Below are 19,370 nucleotides of genomic sequence, written 5' to 3' on the forward strand. Positions count from 1 at the left end.
TCTATTTCCTGTTTTCTGGAAAAACAATAAAAAAGAAAGTATGCTTATAAATGGAAATAAATTCGAGGACGAAAGAGGGATTATCAAGTTTAATAATGATTTTGAAGCTTCTGCTGTTAAAAGGATTTATACAATAGAAAATTCAAGCACTGACTTTATAAGAGGATGGCAGGGGCATGCTATTGAACAACGTTGGTTTTCCTGTATTAAAGGTCGCTTCAGAATTGCTGTAATCCATATTGATAATTTCAATAATCCTTCATCAGATTTAGATGTGAAATATTACGATTTAAATGATGATACCTTAGACTTTCTACATGTAGAAGCTGGATGTATTACCGCTATTAAAGCATCAGAAGACAATAGTAAATTATTAGTGCTTGCCGATTATAGATTGGGAGAAATCAAGGATGAGTACCGTTTCCCTTTGGATTATTTTAATATTAAACTATGAAAAAAATAGGAATTACCGGCCAAAATGGTTTTGTTGGCCGTCATCTATATAATACTTTAGGTCTATTTCCTGAAGAATTTGAACGTATTGATTTTCAAAAAGAATATTTTGAAAATGATTCTGATTTAGATGTTTTTGTATCAAAATGTGATGTTATTGTACATTTAGCAGCAATGAACCGCCATGAAAGCCAGGATGTTATTTACCAGACTAATGTGGCTTTAGCCCAAAAATTAGTAGATGCTTTAAAGAGAACTGCTTCTAAAGCTCATGTTCTTATTTCATCGTCTACACAAGAAGAACGTGATAATCTATATGGTAAATCGAAGCGTGAAGGAAGAGAAGCCATTGTAAATTGGGCAAATGAAAATGGAGGGATTGTGACAGGATTGATTATTCCTAATGTATTTGGTGCTTTTGGAAAGCCTTTTTACAATTCTTTTATTGCAACTTTCTGTCATCTGTTAACGCATGGTGAAACACCACAAATTGATAATGATGGTGAAGTGAAGCTAATTTACGTTCAAGAACTTGTGATGAAAATTATTTCTGAAATTCGTTCAGAAAAAAATCAACCGGAACTACAAGTTGAAGAAACCGCAGTAAAAAAGGTTTCAGAAGTGTTAGCTCTATTAAATGATTTTAAAACGAAATATCTGGATGGAGGTGAAATTCCTGTTTTAAAAGATAATTTTGAACATAATCTATTTAATACCTATCGTTCTTATATCAATCATAAAGAACGTTATCCAATGAAATTTACTCAACATACTGATCCAAGAGGGGCGTTTGTAGAAGTTATCAGATTAGGAATAGGTGGTCAGTGTTCATTTTCAACAACAGTTCCGGGAATTACAAGAGGGAATCATTATCATACCCGAAAAATAGAACGATTTGCAGTAATAAAGGGTAAAGCTTTAATCCAATTAAGAAAAATTGATACTGATGAAGTGATGGATTTCTATTTGGATGGAACTGAACCTGCTTATGTAGATATGCCAATTTGGTATACTCACAATATTAAAAATATTGGAGAAGAGGAATTATATACTATTTTCTGGATTGATGAACCATTTAATCCAGAAGATGCAGATACCTATTTTTTAGAAGTATAAATATTATAAATTAACTAATTAGATGAAAAAATTAAAAGTAATGACGGTCGTAGGGACAAGACCGGAGATTATACGATTATCAAGAGTATTATCAGCATTGGATAATTCTGAGGCTGTAGAACATATTATTGTCCATACAGGACAGAATTATGATTATGAACTTAATCAAATCTTTTTTGAGGATTTAGGCCTTCGTAAACCTGACTATTTCCTTGAAGCTGCTGGTAAAACAGCTACAGAAACTGTAGGAAATATCCTTATTAAAATTGATCCGCTTTTGGAAGAATTACAACCAGAAGCTTTCTTAGTTTTAGGAGATACTAATTCTTGCTTGTGTGCTATTCCTGCAAAAAAACGTCAAATTCCAATTTTCCATATGGAAGCAGGAAACAGATGTTTTGATCAGCGCGTACCTGAGGAAACCAATCGTAAGATTGTAGATCATACAGCTGATCTCAACTTAACATATTCAGATATTGCTCGTGAATATCTTTTAAGAGAAGGCCTTTCTGCTGACAGAATTATTAAGACGGGTTCGCCAATGTTTGAAGTCCTGAATCATTATTTACCTCAAATAGAAAATTCTGATGTATTATCCAGACTGAATCTGGAAGAAGGTAAATATTTTGTTGTTTCTTCACATAGAGAAGAAAATATTAATTCTGAGAAAAATTTCAGAGGATTAATGGAGTCTTTAAATGCTATCGCTGAAAAATATCAATATCCAATTATTGTATCAACTCACCCGCGTACAAAAAATATGATTGATAAGATGCAGATTGAAATGCGTCCGGAAATTCAGTTCCTTAAACCTCTTGGTTTTCATGATTATAATGCTCTTCAGATGAGATCATTTGCTGTACTTTCAGATTCCGGAACCATTTCTGAAGAATCTTCAATTTTAAACTTCAGAGCTCTTAATATCAGAGAAGCGCATGAAAGACCAGAAGCTATGGAAGAGACATCTGTGATGATGGTAGGGCTTTCACCAGAAAGAATTTTACAGGGTATGATTCAGCTTCAACAGCAAAAAATAGGTAAAGAAAGAAACTATAGATTGGTATCGGATTATTCTATGCCGAATGTTTCTGAAAAAATGGTGAGAATTATTCTAAGCTATACTGATTATATCAATAGAGTAGTCTGGAGAAAATAAGAAATGGTAAGTAGAAAAGTATTAATACATAGTATTGTTTTTGCTCCTGATGCTGTGTCTACAGCATATTTATATAATGATATTGCATATAATTTAAAAAAGAATGGATTTGAAGTAGAAGTCCTTTCTACAATGCCTCATTATAATAAAGTAGATCAGAGTAAAACAAAATTTCAAAAAAAGTTCCTTGGACTTTATTATACAAGTAATTATAAAGGAATTAAAGTGTATCATGTACCGCAAAAGAAATATGAAAGTGTTCTTTTGCGTGGTTTTATTATGATATACTGGCATCTGTTGTCTTTTTTTCTCGGAATGAGAATTAAAAATGTAGATGTTATTATCAGTCCTTCTCCACCACTTACCATCGCTTTGGTATCTATTGCTTTGGCAAAACTTAAAAAAGCGAAATTCATTTACAATGTTCAGGAAATTTATCCGGATTTTTTTGTGAATCAGGGGAAAATGAAATCTCAGTTTGTACTTAGAATTTTGAAAAAACTTGAGAGATTCGTATATAAGCATTCTGATTCTTTAGTTACTATAGACCAGAATTTTAAAAACACTCTGATACCAAGGATGGATCATCCGGAGAAAATTGAAATTATAGCAAACTTTGTAGATACTGAACTTTACTATCCCATAGAATATCCAGAAGTAAATAAACAAATATTTCCGGCCAACGAAAATCTTAAAGTAATGTATGCCGGAAATATTGGGTTTGCTCAGGATTGGGTTCCTCTTATTGAAGTGGCAAAAAAAACTATAGGAATGCCTATAACTTATTTTGTAATTGGAGATGGGGCTTGTAGATCATGGCTTAAAAGTGAAATCGAAAAATATAAACTGGATAATATAAATCTGATTGATTACCAGGAAAGAAAAAGTATTCCTCATATTATTAACTATGCGGATCTACATTTCATTTTTATGAATAAAAAATTAGAGAAAGATGGTTTGCCTTCCAAAGTTTATACAATCATGGCTTGCAAAAAACCTTTATTGGTAATTAGCAATAAAAATACCCCTCTTTATGATCTGTTAGAAAATACAGGAGCTGCTTATTTAATAGAGAATTTGTCCAATAATGTAAATGAAGAATTATTCCTAATTTTACAACAAGCACTCCATAATAAAGATGAACTCAGGGAGATGGGAGAGAAAGGATTTGATTTAGTACAAAAAGAATATACTAAAGAAAAAGTTACTGAAAAATATTTTAAACATATAAGCAATTTAATTAATAGCTAATCGAAATTTAGATGAAAATAATTATTATCACTCAGGAAGATGCATTTGTTGTACCTAAAAATATAGAAAAAATAACACGTCTTAAAGGAGTTGAAATACTTAAAGTAGTTGATATTGATTCCGATTATAGTTTAGTTAATAAAAAATCATATTTTATTAAAGGATTTGGAATTTTTCAGACTGTAAAAATGGGAATTAAAGTAGCTTCTGCAAAAGCCCTTAATATTCTGGATTCATTAACACAGTATAAACTTGACATAGTACCCAAAAGTTTAAAGGCAGTATCCAATAGATATAATATAAGTTTTGAACAAATAAAGAATCCTAATGATCCTAAATTTTTAGAGCAAATTAAATCTTTGGAACCCGATCTTATTGTGTCTTATTCTGCCCCTGTTGTATTCAAAAAAGCTTTATTGGAAATACCCAAACACGGTTGTATAAATCTACATTGTTCCTTACTTCCACACTATGCCGGAGTAATGCCTAGTTTCTGGACTCTCTACAAAAAAGAAAAATATACAGGTGCTACCGTACACTATATGGATTCAAAAATTGATAACGGAAAAATTTTGAACCAGAAAAAAATAGATATAGCGAACGATGAAACAATGTTCTCATTAATTCTTAAAAGCAAAGAAATTGGTGGTAACCTAATGTGTGAAACAATTCAGGGAATTCAAAATTCAAATCTTAATATAAAAGAAAACTTGGTTGAAAACGGTAGTTACTTTACGTGGCCAACAGTAGAACAATTCCAAGAATTTACAAAAAACGGAGGTAGATTAATATGAAAAAATATGCAGTTTTAAGTATGGATGTTGAAGATTGGTATCATCTTGATTATTTTAATAAGGATGAATGCAATCAAAGCCAATCCACTTTAGACGGGTTGGATATTTATTTAGATCTTTTAGATCAATATAATATCAAAACAACCTTTTTTATTGTAGGGGAATTAGTTGAAATATTAAAAGATAAAATAAAGATAATAGAAGAAAGAGGACATGAAATATGTCTTCATTCTTATGCTCATGTTAGACCTCTCCAACTCAACCTTGAAGAATTCAAACAAGATACAATCGCCGGTATTGAAGCTTTTAAAGAATTTACCAATATGGATGTGAAAGGATATAGAGCACCTTGTTTTAGCCTGGATAGAGATCGTTTAGATATTTTAAGAGAATTAGGCTTTGGTTTCGACTCAAGTAAAATTAAATTTGACGCCCATGACCTTTATGGAAGAATAGATCTTGAAGGCTTCAAATCTTCTAATCCAAATATTTATAAACAGGGAAACTTTTATGAGTTTGAAGCTTCTACTGTTGAAATTATGGGGAAAAACCTTCCAGTATCAGGTGGCGGATATCTCAGAATTTTTCCATGGATGCTTACAAAGGCCCTTTTGAAGAAGTATTTTAAAACCAATAAGCATTATTTCTTTTACATTCATCCATTTGAGTTTTCAAAAAATTATAATATAGAAGTTCCGGAAAATACTGATTTCAAAACGAAAGTACGATTCAGTAGAGGAAGAAAGTCGGTAGAAGAAAAAATGCATAAACTTATTAAATTATTAAAAGAAAATAATTACGAGTTTGTTACCTTTAACCAAATTATCAAGAATGAAGGCTAAACTTCTACTCACAGGTGCTAGTGGTTTTATTGGCTCTCGAATTTTTGAAGAGTTAAAAACAGATTTTGAAATTACTGCATTATCATCTTCGCCCAAAAAAATAGAATTTATATCACTGAATTTATTGGATACTGAAGCTTGTAAAGATTTTTTCAGAAACAAAAAATTTGATGTTATTATTCATGCAGCAGCAATTGCTCATGGAAAGAATAACGTAAATGATATGTCTATAGAAGATGCTAATATTCTTATGACTAAAAATATATTTAATTATTTAGATATAAGTGAGAGTAAAGTGATTTATCTGAGCTCAGTGTCAGTCTATAGTTATAAAAATAATAAAGAATATATATCAGTCAAAGATGAACCTATTCCGGTAACTCAATATGGTGAAAGTAAATTAATCTGTGAAAAATTTTTGCAGAATCAAGGTATTCGAAATTTACACATTCTTAGATTGGCACCCGTATTTACTGAGAATAATTTGAAAGACTTAGGGAAAAGAGTTTTTTTACCTGTCTTTAAAATACCATTTTTTACAAAGCAGGATAGATGGTATTCGTTATGCCATTTGAATCAGGTAGTTTTTAAAGTAAAAGAATCAATATCCGAAACAGAAAGCTCTATTATGATTGTAAAAGATGCTAATGATTATGGTCAGCAAGACTTATTAGCCTTTTTTAATATAAATAAACCTAAAATTGTTATCAATAGAGTATTGATTAAACCGATACTTAGTCTGCTAGGGTTATTACCCACTAAAAAAGGTGATAATATTAAGGAAATGCTGCATAAACTTTTCTTTTCGGTTAGATATACCAATAATTAATATTTTGTTTGATGGATAGTATGATAATTTTCTTTATTGTTTTTTTACTACTTTTTATTGCAGAAATCTTTTATTTCAAAATAGCAGATAAATACAATATCATTGATAAACCCAACCATCGAAGTGCACACACACAGATCACTTTAAGAGGTGGAGGAATTATTTTTCCTATTGCATTTATTATTTTCTGCTTATTTAATCTTGATGAAGCTATACAAAACTATTGGTCTTTTGGATTAGGTTTACTGGCAATTTGTACGATTAGTTTTATAGATGATGTCCGAACTTTATCCAACAAGATCAGACTTTCTGTTCACTTGATTTCAGTCATATTGCTGCTTTATTTTACCGGAGCTTTTACTTTAATGCCCGTTTGGAGCTGGCCTGTATTATTTGTGATAATCATCGGTACTTTAAATGCTTATAACTTTATGGATGGGATTAATGGGATGACTGGCCTTTACAGCTTGGTTACTTTAAGTTCATTAGCCTATATCAATAGAGAAGTTGTTCAATTTACAGATCATAATTTTATATATTATCCAATATTGGCCTGTATTGTATTTCTATTTTTTAATTTCAGAAAAAAAGCGAAATGTTTTGCTGGAGATGTAGGCAGCATGGGGATTGGTTTTTGGGTGATAGGCCTTATTACTCTTTTAATCATGAGAACAGGAGAATATAAATTTATTTTGTTACTGTCTATTTATGGGATGGAAGTGGTACTCACTATTATTGAACGTTTGTTATTGAAAGAGAATATTTTTGAAGCCCATAGAAGACACTTATATCAGCTCTTTGCCAATGAGAAGAAAGTTTCCCATTTAATAGTAAGCTTTGTGTATGCATTATGTCAATTAATCATTAATATATTTTTAATTCATTCACAACTTCCAATTTGGGCTGTTGTTTTAATTATATTTATTCCGACAGGTGGAGTATATTTGGGATTAAAATGGAGTCTGAAAAAAAAATATAACCTATAAACATGAAAATCAAAGAAACCCCACTTAAAGATTGTTATATTATAGAACCTACCGTTTTCGAAGACGAAAGAGGCTATTTTTTTGAAAAGTTCAACGAAAAAAAATTTGAAGAACTTACGGGAATGAACGGGCATTTTGTTCAGGATAATATTTCCAAGTCTTCCTATGGTGTATTGAGAGGACTGCATCTTCAGAAAGGAGAGCATGCACAGGCAAAATTAGTCTCATGTCTCGAAGGAAGTGTGTGGGATGTTGCTGTGGACCTTAGAGAAGATTCTCCAACTTTTGGAAAATGGTTTGGAATTGAACTTACTGCTGAAAATAAATTACAGTTGTATGTACCCAGAGGTTTTGGGCACGGGTTTTCTGTTTTGAGCACGCATGCTGTATTTTCATACAAATGTGATAATTTTTATAATAAAGAATCAGAGGGAAGCGTAAAATTTAATGATCCTGATCTTGGGATCGATTGGAAAATTGAAGATAAAGACGCTGTTCTTTCGGAAAAGGACCAGAACGCACCTGGATTTAAAGAAAAAAACTTTTAAAGTATATTATTGAGAACCACTTTTTTAAAGTGGTTTTTATTTTTGTAATCTTTACTCTTTAATATTTTGTATCTTTGCAGACTCAAAATCAAAAAGATGCGTACAAAATCTGTAGGGAAGAAGAAAATCAATGTAGTTACACTTGGGTGTTCCAAAAATGTATATGATTCCGAAGTATTAATGAGTCAGCTGAAAGCCAACGGCAAAGAAGTGGTTCATGAAGACCGTGGAGATATTGTTGTTATTAATACCTGCGGATTTATTGATAATGCTAAAGAAGAATCCATCAATACCATTCTGGATTATGTAGAAGCCAAAAACAGAGGTGAGGTTGAAAAAGTCTTCGTTACAGGTTGCCTTTCCGAAAGATATAAGCCGGACTTGGTGAGAGAAATTCCGGATGTAGATCAGTATTTTGGTACAAGAGATCTTCCGGTATTGTTAAAGCATTTGGGAGCAGATTACAAGCATGAATTAGTAGGGGAAAGATTAACCACAACTCCCAAACATTACGCATACCTTAAAATTTCTGAAGGTTGTGACAGACCATGCTCTTTCTGTGCAATCCCTTTGATGAGAGGAGGCCACGTTTCCACTCCTATTGAGAAGTTGGTTTCTGAAGCTCAGAAATTGGCCAAAAAAGGAACTAAAGAATTAATTCTTATCGCTCAGGATCTTACTTATTACGGTCTGGATATTTATAAAAAACGTGCATTAGGAGATTTATTAAAAGAATTGGTGAAAGTAGAAGGTGTAGAATGGATTCGTCTTCATTATGCTTTCCCAAGCGGTTTCCCGGAAGATGTTTTGGATATTATCCGTGAAGAACCCAAAGTTTGCAACTATATAGATATTCCTCTTCAGCATATCAATTCTGACCTGTTGAAATCAATGAAAAGAGGAACTACCCACGAGAAAACGGATGCTCTTTTAGGTAAATTCAGAGAAAAAGTTCCCGATATGGCTATCAGAACAACCCTTATTGTTGGATACCCGGGAGAAACTGAAGAAAGATTCCAGGAGCTTAAAGATTGGGTGAAAGAACAGAAATTTGACAGATTAGGATGTTTTACCTATTCTCATGAGGAAAATACAGGAGCTTATGTATTGGAGGATGATATTCCCCAAGAAATAAAAGAAGCCAGAGTAGAAGAGATTATGGAATTGCAGTCTCAGATCTCTTGGGAAAAAAACCAGGAAAAAGTAGGAAAAGTGTTCAGATGTATCTTCGACCGTAAAGAAGGAAACTACTTTATCGGAAGAACAGAATATGATTCCCCGGACGTAGATAATACGGTTCTGGTTTCAGCAGAAGATACCTATATTTCTATTGGGGAGTTTGCAGATGTGAAGATTACTTCAGCAGAAGAATTTGACTTGTATGGTGAACTAATATAAAAATATAAAACGCTATTAATCAGAGAGAAAAATCTAGTTCCTGAAATATGAAAAAATGAAATATTAATACAATTTAATATAAATACTTTTATGTTGAGTTTTTTAATTATTTGATTTTCAGTATTTTGGTTGTTCTGGTGTTAAGATTTTTTAATTTTCTACTATAAAGTACGCAAATTAAAAAATTTAATCTTAAATTATGCGGCATAAGCAATGTTTTTTAAATCATATGCTATCAATAAGTTATTTATTAAAATTGGGCTAAAACTTAAAAAATATGTTTTTTTTATTTATCTTAGCCTTAAGATAATAATCGCAAGTTGAGATACATTTTCCTTTAGGGAAATTTTTGATGAAAAATAATGTAATTAAAATCTTTAAAAACTTATGAAAAAATTTTTATTAACAGCAACTATGCTCGTTGCCTTTACGGCCCTTTCCAAGGCTCAGCAAGGTAGAGTGGGGATTAACACGTCCACACCTGCCGCAACTCTAGATGTAGTAGCTAACGCTGATGCTACTAGACCTGATGCCTTATTAGTCCCTCGTTTGTCAAGAGCTGATTTAGAAGCTAAAACTAATGCATATGCCAATGGTACATCTACTGTGGCCAGTGCTCAAAATGGCGCACTTGTATTTGTTAATGCATTAGGTGGTAATGGAACTGGTAAAACAGTTAACGTTACAGCTACTGGGTTTTATTACTATGATGGTACAAACGGTAATAACGTTTGGAAACCTGTAGGAGGAGGTCAGTTACTCAAAGGTATGAAGGTATTGTAGGGTCTGCTACTACAGTTAATGCTGCTTACACGGTTACCGGGAATGATTACTTTATTGTAACAAATGCTGCAGCTGGACTTACAATTACTTTGCCTGCTGCTGATCCTACCAATGCTGGTAGAGTAGTAGTAGTCTCTAATCAGAATACAGCCAGTTCTACTGTTACAGTAGTAGCTGCAAACGGTGTTGCTGTTGCTGGTACTAATACTGTTCTACAGTTTAGAGGAAAACAGTATGTTTCTGATGGTACAAGATGGGTTACAATATCCTATAATTAATACTTTAAAATCCAATACAATGAAAAAAATAGTTTTATTCAGCATATTTTGTTTCCTTTCTTCTAATTTATCTCATGCTCAAATAGCAACTAACCAACAGACTGTTGCTACCATTACGGATGAGAACGCATTTATGGATGCAAGTTCAAATTTTGATATAAGTGCTAACTCATCTAATACATTAGGAAAAGGTTTAGTATATCCAAGAACAAACCTTACTACTTGGGTTTTTAAAACAGATAACGTTGACGGTATTAATTTCCCTACTGGTTTTGACGGTATGATTGTTTATAATACAGGAACTGGAAATACTCTAACAGGAGCTAATAACCCAAGTACAGTATCTACTGTTGCGCCAGGTTTTTATTATTTTTCCAATCCTATAGCTGCAGGTAGTACTACAGGTAGTGCTGCAGTTGCAACAGGTAAATGGTTACCATTGGGAGCAAACCCAAAAGTGAATATTGCTACTGCTGAAACAACTACAAATACAGCAGTCAACGGAAATCAGGTATATGCAAAGAGAGGAACTTTCACTACAAGTGGAACTTCTACAGCTCCTACAGCATATTCAAATCAGGCTGCAATCGCAAGTCCGGGAAGCCTTTATAGAATAACAATTTATCAGTCCGGAACAAATAATGTATACTCAAACAGTGTATATTCATATGCCGCTGATGGTTCTTTTGTAACTGGTTCACCAAGTATGTCTGTAGTTTATCCTGCAGGAACATATAACTATACTGTAGAGTATACAAAAACAAACAATTAATTTTTGATTAATTATAAATTTATAGAAGCCGATGATTTAATTTTCATCGGCTTTTTTTATTTCATCCCGGCCAAATATTACCCGATTTATAGTGGAAGACCATAAAAGCATTTTATTAAAAAATTAAAACGAATAGCTATTTTGTTTTACCCTTATTTTTATCCTGTTATAAGATTTACCTTCAAGCTATTTATGATTTCTAATGATAATTAATATTAATTGATAAGAATGGGAAGAATGTATCTTTAAAGCGGATCTGGTAAAATTAAACGAGTAAGCAAATTGGATTGAATTTCTTTGTATCTAGTATGCTGTGAATTGATTACTTAGATATAATATATAGGATATTTAAATCATTTACGTTTTTAAGAAGTAAAATTCGTAATAGAGAAGATTTGATAACTGTTGCTTTAAAACGAATTAAAAAGTAAATTACTAAGAAGTGTTGAAATATAAATTGATGCTTTTTAAGGTAAGTTGTCATATGAAATGGATGCATATTATAACATATATTCAACTTGGCTCGCTTACTTTTCTAGTAATAAGCTTTTTAATCTGATTCTTAAAACTTATTTTTGAAGAATATTTGATAAGCGAATATGATCTTTTACACAAACGGTGCATCAAAAACGTGGCAGGATTTCATCAATTCTGAATGTTGCAGTTAATATTGTTGTTAAAAAAAAGTTTTATAATGCGGTTTTATTGCCCTGAGCCTATTCTAATAGCGATTTACCCTATATTATGTCTTAACGTTTTCTGCTTTTTAAAAATGAATTTAGATTCATAATCAATATTTTACTGTTTTACAACTGATTGACTTGCAGTATTTTAAAATTCAGTGTATTCTAAATTATGCATAAATTAGTTAATTAAATTAACATTTCGCTTGTTTTTTTAACACTTTTTAACAGGTGCTTTTAAAATCCCTATCCATAGTAAGTTACAGAGGTTGTTAACATATATTTTTAATTTCGTTAACAGTTTTTAACAATTGGAGTAGGGAGTTAATAGGATTCCTGATACTTTTGCCCTGTCAAAACCAATAAAAGTTCAACATGATGAAAAGATTCATTCTCGTAATCATAATGATGATTTCAACCTTAGGTGTTTACTCGTTTACAGGTAATGCCTTAGATGCGAAAAAAACAAGTTATGCATCGTACTACCACGATAAATTTAACGGTAGAAAAACTGCTAGCGGAGAAATCTTTGATAATTCAAAGTTTACTGCAGCAAACAGAACGCTTCCATTTGGAACAAACGTTAAGGTTACTAACCTTAAGAATGGGAAAGAGGTAATAGTGAGGATAAATGACAGAGGGCCTTTCCATTCATCAAGATCTTTAGACATGTCTAAAGCAGCGTTCGATGAGATCGGAGATATCAATCATGGTACAATTCCGGTCGAATATGAAATTGTCGATTAATTTTATGATTTAAATTAAAAAAAGCCAGCTGATTTCAGCTGGCTTTTGTGTTGATAGATATAAAGGAATACTATACATCCAATTCCAATAGGGCAGGACAATGATCCGAATGTACTGCTTCTTTCAAAATAACAGCTCGGGTAAGTTTATCCTTTAAACTATAAGAGGTGAAGTTATAATCCAATCTCCATCCTTTGTTTCTTTCCCTTGAATTTTGTCTGTAGCTCCACCATGTGTAATTGTCCGGTTCATTGTTGAAAAATCTGAAGCTGTCAATCAGTTCACATTCATTGATGAAATTGGTCATCCATTCTCTTTCCATAGGAAGAAATCCTGAAACATTTTTTAAGCCAACAGGATTGTGAATATCAATAGCCTCATGACAGATATTAAAATCACCGGAAATAACCAGGTTGGGAATTTCTTTCTTTAGATTCCTGATGTATTCAAGGAAATCATGACAAAACTGCATCTTGAAATCAAGTCTTTCAATATTTGATGCAGAAGGTACGTAGACTGAAATAGCAGAGAATCCATCAAAATCAGCACGGATAATTCTTCCTTCATTATCATAGCTTTCAATACCACAACCGTACTCTACATGATTAGGTTTTACTTTTGATGCAATTCCAACTCCACTATAGCCTTTTTTTACTGCTGAATGCCAATAACTGTGGTATCCTAATTTTTCAAGGCTTTCGATGTCTATCTGATCGTTTCCTGCTTTGCTTTCCTGGATGCAGATTACATCCGGATCAGCAGTTTTTAACCAACCCAGAAAATCTTTGGTAAATGCGGCCCTGATTCCGTTGACATTGTATGTAATTAATCTCATTAGTCTTCTATAAATATTTTAAAGTTTTCGTTGTATTTAGATGGGATAAATTCGGTGATGTCATAATCCGCTATCTGATGGATGTAAAAAGGGTCTTCTCTGATGATTTGTTCCACTTTATTTCTAGATGGAGCGTTACAGATAATAATCCCTCCGGTTCTTGGCTCTTTTCTTCCGGACGCAATAAATACTCCCAAGTTATAATGTTTTTGAAGGAAGGAATTGTGTTCCGGGATATGATGCTCTACATTTTCAATAGCCATCTTATACGTTAGCGAAATAATAAACATGTTTATTTTTTTACGAAGATAGGAACTCTTGCAGAGTATAAAAAAGAAGTGAAAAAATATTATGGATGAATTTCTATTTTAGAATAAAAAACGGCTTTACATGTTGTAAAGCCGAATTAATATTAAGAAAATTAAAATTAATCTTATTTAATGTTTGCAAAAACTACTTTGCCATCTTTGGAAAGCTGAACATCATCTCCTTTTCCCCGAAGTTCATAATGGTCATTTTTATACCAGATTCCAGAAGCTGGTCTTTGTCCTTTTAATTCCAGGCTTTCACCGTTAAAAATTAAAGTAGCGATGTCTTTGGTATTGTCAAAAGTTACTTCCAGTGTTTTTCCTGAATTATCTTTTAAAGTACTTTTTACTATATCACTTGCGGGTGCTGCCGCAATTATTGAATCATTATTAACAGATTCTGCGCTTTGTGTTTCGGAGCTTGCCTCCGGAGTCGCTTTTTCCTGTTTGCAGGATGTTAATGTCAATGCAGTCAATACTGCCATTCCAAAAATGTTTTTTTTCATTTGATATTTTTATGTATGGTAAATGTACGAACTACTAATCCAGTAAAGCAATAGCTTGATGTAACCTGGATTTTGTTTTACCAATATTTAAAGTAATAGAGTTTAAAATATAAATTGGATTGTTTCTATAGTAGGAAATAATTAAGTTTATATCTGGGGTATTCTGGAGGTGTTCCAAAAAGAAGCGGGAAAAAATCAACTGATTTTTCCCGCTTAAACCCAAAATTAAATAAACTACTTAGGTTCTAAAACGCTGATAGGAATGATACATTCTTCCAGTGAAATTCCACCGTGTTGATAGGTTTCTTTATAGTAATTTACAAAATGATTGTAGTTCTTAGGATAAGCAAGGAATATATTGTTTTTGGCAAAAATATATTTCGAACTTAAGTTTCCTTTTGGAAGGAAAAGTTTTTCAGGATTGGTAATTGCCCAAACATCACTGTCATCATAGGTTAAGCTTTTACCTGTTTTGTACCGGATATTGGTAGAGGTTTCTCTGTCACCCACTACTTTGCTTGGTTTTTTAACGTATACTGTTCCATGGTCTGTTGTAATCACTAATTTATATCCGTTTTCAGCAGCAGTTTTGATAATCTTCAGCAATGAAGAGTTTTCAAACCAGTTGAAGGTAAGAGAACGGAATGTTTTATCATCACGGATAAGCTGGTCTACAATATGGTTGTCTGTCTTTGCATGTGAAAGAATATCAATGAAGTTGTAGACAATTACAAGGAGATCATTATTTTTATGCTGATTGAAATCATCATAGATCTTTTTTTCAAAATCTGCGTTCAATACTTTCAGGTATTTCATAGATTTAGATCCAAGACCGATTCTCTTCATCTGATCTTCCAGAAAGTCACGCTCAAATTCATTTTTGTTTCCTTCTTCATTATCATTAAACCATTTATCAGGGAAACGTTTTTCAATCTCAGAAGGCATTAAACCTGCAAAGAAAGAATTTCTCGCATATTGTGTAGCGGTTGGAAGAATACTGTAATAATAATCTTCCGAAATTTTATTGTAATATTTTGTAAATAATGGTTCGATAACTTTCCATTGGTCATAACGAAGGTTGTCAACCATTAATAAAAGAACCTTTTCTTTTTCAACTTCAGGTTTTACCTTTTCCTTGAAAAGCGTGTGGCTCATCAGCGGTTTATCAGAGTCTATAAGCCAGTCTGCATAATTTTTTTCAATAAACTTGGCAAACTGAATATTAGCCTCTTCTTTCTGGGACTGCAAAAGGTCGGCAAATTCATTATCTGCCACTTTATCGAATTTAATTTCCCAGCTTAGAATTTTCTTATAATATTCCGCCCATTCCTGATACGTTCTTAAATAAGAAAGTTCCATAGAAAGGTTTCTGAATTCCTGTTGATATTGTAAAATGGTTTTTTGTTCTACAAGATTATCCTCCTGAAGATTCTTTTTTAACGAAAGTAGTATCTGATTAGGGTTTACAGGTTTTAAAATATAATCTGCAATCTGGGAACCAATAGCTTCTTCCATGATGTGCTCCTCTTCACTTTTGGTGACCATTACTATTTTTAAGGAATTATCTTTTTCCTTGATCATAGGAATGGCTTCCAACCCGGAGATGCCAGGCATATTCTCATCAATGAGTGTTAAGGCAAATTTCTCTGAATCCATAAGTTCCAAAGCCTCATTCACGTTATTAACAGGGGTTACCTGATAACCTTTCTTTTCTAAAAATACGATATGAGGTTTAAGTAAATCTATTTCATCATCTATCCATAATATCTTTTCTGACATAATTTATTTTTTACATGGTTATTGTATCAAAATGTTGACCAAATCCTTTTAAAATCTCACAAAATCGAGAGTTTAAAAGTTAAATATTAGTTAAATGAAAATACTCTGCAGTATTTCCTGTTTTGTATGCTTCAATTCTTATTTTTTATATATAACAGAGCTCTTTCCAAAACTTCATCTTTTCCGCTTTTGAGCCCTTCTACACTTGGCTTTATAATAATATCCGGAATGATTCCGATTCTTTGGGTCTCTCTGCCATCAGGGTAATACGCGCCAAGACCGGTAAAGCAAGTATCCAAGTCTGCAATTTTAAACCTGATGATATCGCCGTTAGCCCCTGAAGTATTGCTTCCTATCACTTTGGTCTTTGGATGCTGCTTAAACATCATAGTGGTAGTCTCTGCCTGACTTTGTGTATTTTCGTCCACCAAAACGATTACGTTTCCTTTATAATAATCGGGATTCTTTCTGCCAATATTGTTCTTTCTGCTATAAAATTTTCCAGGATAACCGGTTTCTGGGAAGTTAAACTGATAATAAGTGGTTGATTGGGGAAGTAATAATTCACTTAGAGGGATGATGGTAAGCTTAGGATAATTTCTGAGGTCAAAAATGATAGACTCTGCAGATTTTAGATTCGTGTACATTTCATTCACTTCATCTTTAGCAAGGATTCCCATGTTAACATAACCGACTTTCTTTTCCTCATCCAGAAATTTCCATTTTTGGGGAGACGAAACTTTTTTGATGATGATATCCTTAGTAAAGTAAGTTTTGGCAATCACCTCCATATTTTGGCCGTTTCTTTCAAGTTTAACAGAAAGAGAATCATTATTACTGAAAAGAAGTTTGCTTTTCACCTTATTCACTTTTCCCCATGAATTGGAAGCAGGAATATATTTTCCAAGACTGTTTACCATTTGAGGAATTGTTTTTCCATTCACATCATAAATGACATCCCCTATTTCGAATAGTGTTTTTTCATGAAAACGGTTATCATTGATCTTTGTAATAACCAATTTTCCTTCTGCATAAGAATATTCTATGGGAAGCTTTCTGTTTCCGTATTGATGGAGACTTATCAGAGTTGAAAAAAGAAAAGCATGTGAATCATCTGTTTTGGCTACCAATTCAGCCAAAGTGAGTTGATAGTCCGTATCATTGGTGACAGAAATAAATTTTGGAATCATTTCTGTCAGAACCTCATTCCATTGCTGGTCGGTTTTATATTTATAAGGAAAGAAATATTCCACATAGTTCCAGTACCTGAACAGTTCCAATAAACTGGTTTGTTGGGATGAAAACTTTGATCCATAAGAATTTTCATTTCTGAAATATATTTTTCGTCCTCCTTTTCCTATATAATGATTGTTGCCAATGTTCCGGTTATCTTCAATATAATGAAGCTTTTGGGAAGTACTTTCTGTAAATAGATCTGAATTGTCTATCCAGCTCAGATCAAAGTTTTTCAGAAAATAGGTTTTATCGGTTTCCTGCAGACATTCTGTGCACTCATTCACCTTTCCTAGACTTTCAATCCAACGGGAATATAAATTGTTCAATGCTGCTTTGTCATTGATCCTTTCAAATTCATTCATTTTTTTGAAAAGCTGCTGGTCCCAATTCAAATTACCTTTTGCTACCTGAGGGTGATAATACTTTAAAAATCCCCAAACTCTGCAGAGGGATTCCAGTTTTTGATTTTCAGATACAATCTGTGCGGAAAAATGTAGGCTTAAAAAGAATAAAATGAAAAGAAAAGCTTTTCTCATCAAGGATGTTGAGTTTTCTCAAAGATAAGTGATTAATGGGACAGTAGCAAAGGTTTTTTGATGAATAATTGGAAAAAGATAAGGAAGCTAGAAGCTGGAAAAGAGAAGTTAATAGAGGTGCGTTATTACAAAAAGTAAATACATATTAATTATTCTCAAAATGAATTTGACATTCATTGCTTATTGTTTTTCAATGACTTCCTGCCTCCCTCTTCCTGCTTCCAGTCTCCTTAATACTAATTTAATGAACCTTCAAATTAAAAATCCCTAACTTTGTTTACTCATATAGACTTCCAATGCAGAATAAGCTTAAAATTATCAACGATCCTGTTCATGGATTTATCAAGATTCCTCACGAAATTTTATTTGATATTATTGAACATCCCTATTTTCAGAGATTAAGAAGGATCGGGCAGACAGGCCTTTTGAATCTGATTTTTCCGGGAGCTACTCACACAAGATTTCATCATGCGCTAGGAGCAATGCACCTGATGTTTACAGCTTTGGAAACATTAAAGCAGAAAGGAGTTAAAATTTCGGAAGAAGAAGAAAAAGGAGCGATGCTGGCGATTCTAATGCATGATATTGGTCATGGGCCGTTTTCCCATGCCTTGGAAAGTATGCTGATGGATGACTGGCACCATGAAAAGCTTTCTTTATTATTGATGAATAAGCTGAACGAAGAGTTTAACGGTGAGCTATCCATGGCTATTGAAATGTTTCAGGGGCAATATCACAGAAAATTTTTTAACCAATTGATTTCATCTCAACTTGATGTAGACAGATTGGATTACCTGAAAAGAGACAGCTTTTTTACAGGGGTGTCAGAAGGAAATATTAATACCCAGAGAATTATTTCCATGATGAATGTATGTGAAGAAGGGGAATTGGTGGTTGATGCAAAAGGAATCTATTCCATTGAAAATTTTTTAACAGCCAGAATGTTCATGTACTGGCAGGTATATTATCATAAAACATCTGCCTTGGCTGAATTTCTGTTGGTAAAGATCCTTGAAAGAGCAAAATATCTGATCTCTCAAGGGACTGAACTTCCGGCAACAGAGAATCTGAAATATTTTTTATACCGTGGAAAGAGTACAGCGACAGATGAAGATATAGAAAGATTTACCAGGCTGGACGATAATGACGTGATTCAGGCTATGAAAGAATGGCAGAATTCTGAAGATTTTGTTCTGTCCTATTGGTGTAAGAGCGTTATTCAGAGAAACCTTCCGAAGACGATTATTTCAACACATCCTTTTGATAAGAATATTATTGAAGAAAAAATAAAAATTACCAATGAATTTTTTGGTATTGATAATGGAAAAGAATTGGTTCATGAGATAAAAAGGAAACTTTTACCTTATGATACAGAAAGGCAACCAATTTATTTATTGCAGAAAAATGGTAAAAGAATGAAGCTTCATGAGTCGGAAGATCAGCTTTTATCAGGGTTGATGGTAAATAAAACCACACGTTATATTCTTATGTTTCCAAGAGATATCTCTCATTTGGATTCTTAAATAATATTAAA

The 19,370-nt window shown here is 32.7% G+C and carries 20 protein-coding genes; 15 read left to right on the plus strand and 5 right to left on the minus strand.

Going from position 1 to position 19,370, the window contains the following annotated elements; translation table 11 throughout:
* Positions 1-40 precede the first annotated feature (40 nt).
* The 14 genes from DRF65_RS07790 to DRF65_RS07855 all read left to right on the plus strand — a co-directional run bounded on the left by DRF65_RS07790 (position 41) and on the right by DRF65_RS07855 (position 12,636).
* Positions 41-454 carry a WxcM-like domain-containing protein gene (locus DRF65_RS07790; RefSeq protein WP_115970194.1) on the plus strand — a complete coding sequence of 138 codons (414 nt, stop codon included), beginning with the start codon at positions 41-43 and terminating at the stop codon, positions 452-454.
* Entirely contained in the window at positions 451-1,569 is a 1,119-nt protein-coding gene (locus DRF65_RS07795) for a polysaccharide biosynthesis C-terminal domain-containing protein (protein ID WP_115970195.1), read from the plus strand. The genes DRF65_RS07790 and DRF65_RS07795 overlap by 4 nt, the downstream gene beginning before the upstream one ends.
* 22 nt (positions 1,570-1,591) lie before the next feature.
* The gene (wecB, locus tag DRF65_RS07800; protein ID WP_115970196.1) at positions 1,592-2,725 is read left to right on the plus strand and encodes a non-hydrolyzing UDP-N-acetylglucosamine 2-epimerase; all 1,134 of its coding nucleotides are present in this window, start codon (positions 1,592-1,594) and stop codon (positions 2,723-2,725) included.
* A gap of 3 nt (positions 2,726-2,728) precedes the next feature.
* Positions 2,729-3,976, plus strand: coding sequence for a glycosyltransferase family 4 protein (locus DRF65_RS07805; RefSeq protein WP_115970197.1), 1,248 nt, complete (start codon positions 2,729-2,731; stop codon positions 3,974-3,976).
* An 11-nt stretch (positions 3,977-3,987) separates the two neighbouring features.
* Complete coding sequence (locus tag DRF65_RS07810; protein WP_115970198.1) at positions 3,988-4,770, plus strand: methionyl-tRNA formyltransferase; 783 nt, start codon at positions 3,988-3,990, stop codon at positions 4,768-4,770.
* Entirely contained in the window at positions 4,767-5,612 is an 846-nt protein-coding gene (locus DRF65_RS07815; protein ID WP_115970199.1) for a polysaccharide deacetylase family protein, read from the plus strand. Before DRF65_RS07810 ends, DRF65_RS07815 begins: the two co-directional genes overlap by 4 nt.
* Complete coding sequence (locus DRF65_RS07820) at positions 5,602-6,441, plus strand: NAD-dependent epimerase/dehydratase family protein (RefSeq protein ID WP_115970200.1); 840 nt, start codon at positions 5,602-5,604, stop codon at positions 6,439-6,441. The genes DRF65_RS07815 and DRF65_RS07820 overlap by 11 nt, the downstream gene beginning before the upstream one ends.
* A gap of 11 nt (positions 6,442-6,452) precedes the next feature.
* Positions 6,453-7,427 (plus strand): MraY family glycosyltransferase, encoded by a 975-nt coding sequence (locus DRF65_RS07825; protein WP_228438573.1) that lies wholly within the window; start codon positions 6,453-6,455, stop codon positions 7,425-7,427.
* A 2-nt stretch (positions 7,428-7,429) separates the two neighbouring features.
* Positions 7,430-7,975 (plus strand): dTDP-4-dehydrorhamnose 3,5-epimerase, encoded by a 546-nt coding sequence (gene rfbC, locus DRF65_RS07830; protein ID WP_115970201.1) that lies wholly within the window; start codon positions 7,430-7,432, stop codon positions 7,973-7,975.
* 96 nt (positions 7,976-8,071) lie between these two features.
* A complete protein-coding gene (gene rimO, locus DRF65_RS07835) occupies positions 8,072-9,373 on the plus strand; it encodes a 30S ribosomal protein S12 methylthiotransferase RimO (RefSeq protein ID WP_115970202.1) in 1,302 nt (433 codons plus the stop codon).
* Positions 9,374-9,760: 387 nt separating this feature from the next.
* Positions 9,761-10,156 carry a hypothetical protein gene (locus DRF65_RS07840; protein ID WP_115970203.1) on the plus strand — a complete coding sequence of 132 codons (396 nt, stop codon included), beginning with the start codon at positions 9,761-9,763 and terminating at the stop codon, positions 10,154-10,156.
* The gene (locus tag DRF65_RS28260) at positions 10,105-10,434 is read left to right on the plus strand and encodes a hypothetical protein (protein ID WP_123947292.1); all 330 of its coding nucleotides are present in this window, start codon (positions 10,105-10,107) and stop codon (positions 10,432-10,434) included. The genes DRF65_RS07840 and DRF65_RS28260 overlap by 52 nt, the downstream gene beginning before the upstream one ends.
* A gap of 19 nt (positions 10,435-10,453) precedes the next feature.
* The gene (locus DRF65_RS07850; protein WP_115970205.1) at positions 10,454-11,206 is read left to right on the plus strand and encodes a hypothetical protein; all 753 of its coding nucleotides are present in this window, start codon (positions 10,454-10,456) and stop codon (positions 11,204-11,206) included.
* 1,058 nt (positions 11,207-12,264) lie between these two features.
* Positions 12,265-12,636 (plus strand): septal ring lytic transglycosylase RlpA family protein, encoded by a 372-nt coding sequence (locus DRF65_RS07855; protein ID WP_115970206.1) that lies wholly within the window; start codon positions 12,265-12,267, stop codon positions 12,634-12,636.
* A gap of 70 nt (positions 12,637-12,706) precedes the next feature.
* Here DRF65_RS07855 and DRF65_RS07860 read toward each other — a convergent pair whose 3' ends face one another.
* From DRF65_RS07860 to DRF65_RS07885, 5 genes are all read right to left on the minus strand, one after another.
* A complete protein-coding gene (locus DRF65_RS07860) occupies positions 12,707-13,471 on the minus strand; it encodes an exodeoxyribonuclease III (RefSeq protein ID WP_115970207.1) in 765 nt (254 codons plus the stop codon).
* Positions 13,471-13,761 carry a YciI family protein gene (locus tag DRF65_RS07865; protein WP_115970208.1) on the minus strand — a complete coding sequence of 97 codons (291 nt, stop codon included), beginning with the start codon at positions 13,759-13,761 and terminating at the stop codon, positions 13,471-13,473. Before DRF65_RS07865 ends, DRF65_RS07860 begins: the two co-directional genes overlap by 1 nt.
* Positions 13,762-13,904: 143 nt before the next feature.
* A complete protein-coding gene (locus DRF65_RS07870; protein ID WP_115970209.1) occupies positions 13,905-14,285 on the minus strand; it encodes an MliC family protein in 381 nt (126 codons plus the stop codon).
* A 234-nt stretch (positions 14,286-14,519) separates the two neighbouring features.
* Positions 14,520-16,064, minus strand: a complete 1,545-nt coding sequence (gene porX, locus DRF65_RS07880; protein ID WP_115970211.1) for a T9SS response regulator signal transducer PorX — start codon at positions 16,062-16,064, stop codon at positions 14,520-14,522.
* 131 nt (positions 16,065-16,195) lie between these two features.
* Positions 16,196-17,836 (minus strand): S41 family peptidase, encoded by a 1,641-nt coding sequence (locus DRF65_RS07885; RefSeq protein ID WP_115970212.1) that lies wholly within the window; start codon positions 17,834-17,836, stop codon positions 16,196-16,198.
* A gap of 296 nt (positions 17,837-18,132) precedes the next feature.
* Between DRF65_RS07885 and DRF65_RS07890 the strand changes: the two genes are divergently transcribed.
* A complete protein-coding gene (locus DRF65_RS07890) occupies positions 18,133-19,359 on the plus strand; it encodes an HD domain-containing protein (protein ID WP_115970213.1) in 1,227 nt (408 codons plus the stop codon).
* Positions 19,360-19,370: the final 11 nt, after the last annotated feature.

The organism is Chryseobacterium pennae, assembly GCF_003385515.1.
Taxonomy (GTDB): domain Bacteria; phylum Bacteroidota; class Bacteroidia; order Flavobacteriales; family Weeksellaceae; genus Chryseobacterium; species Chryseobacterium pennae.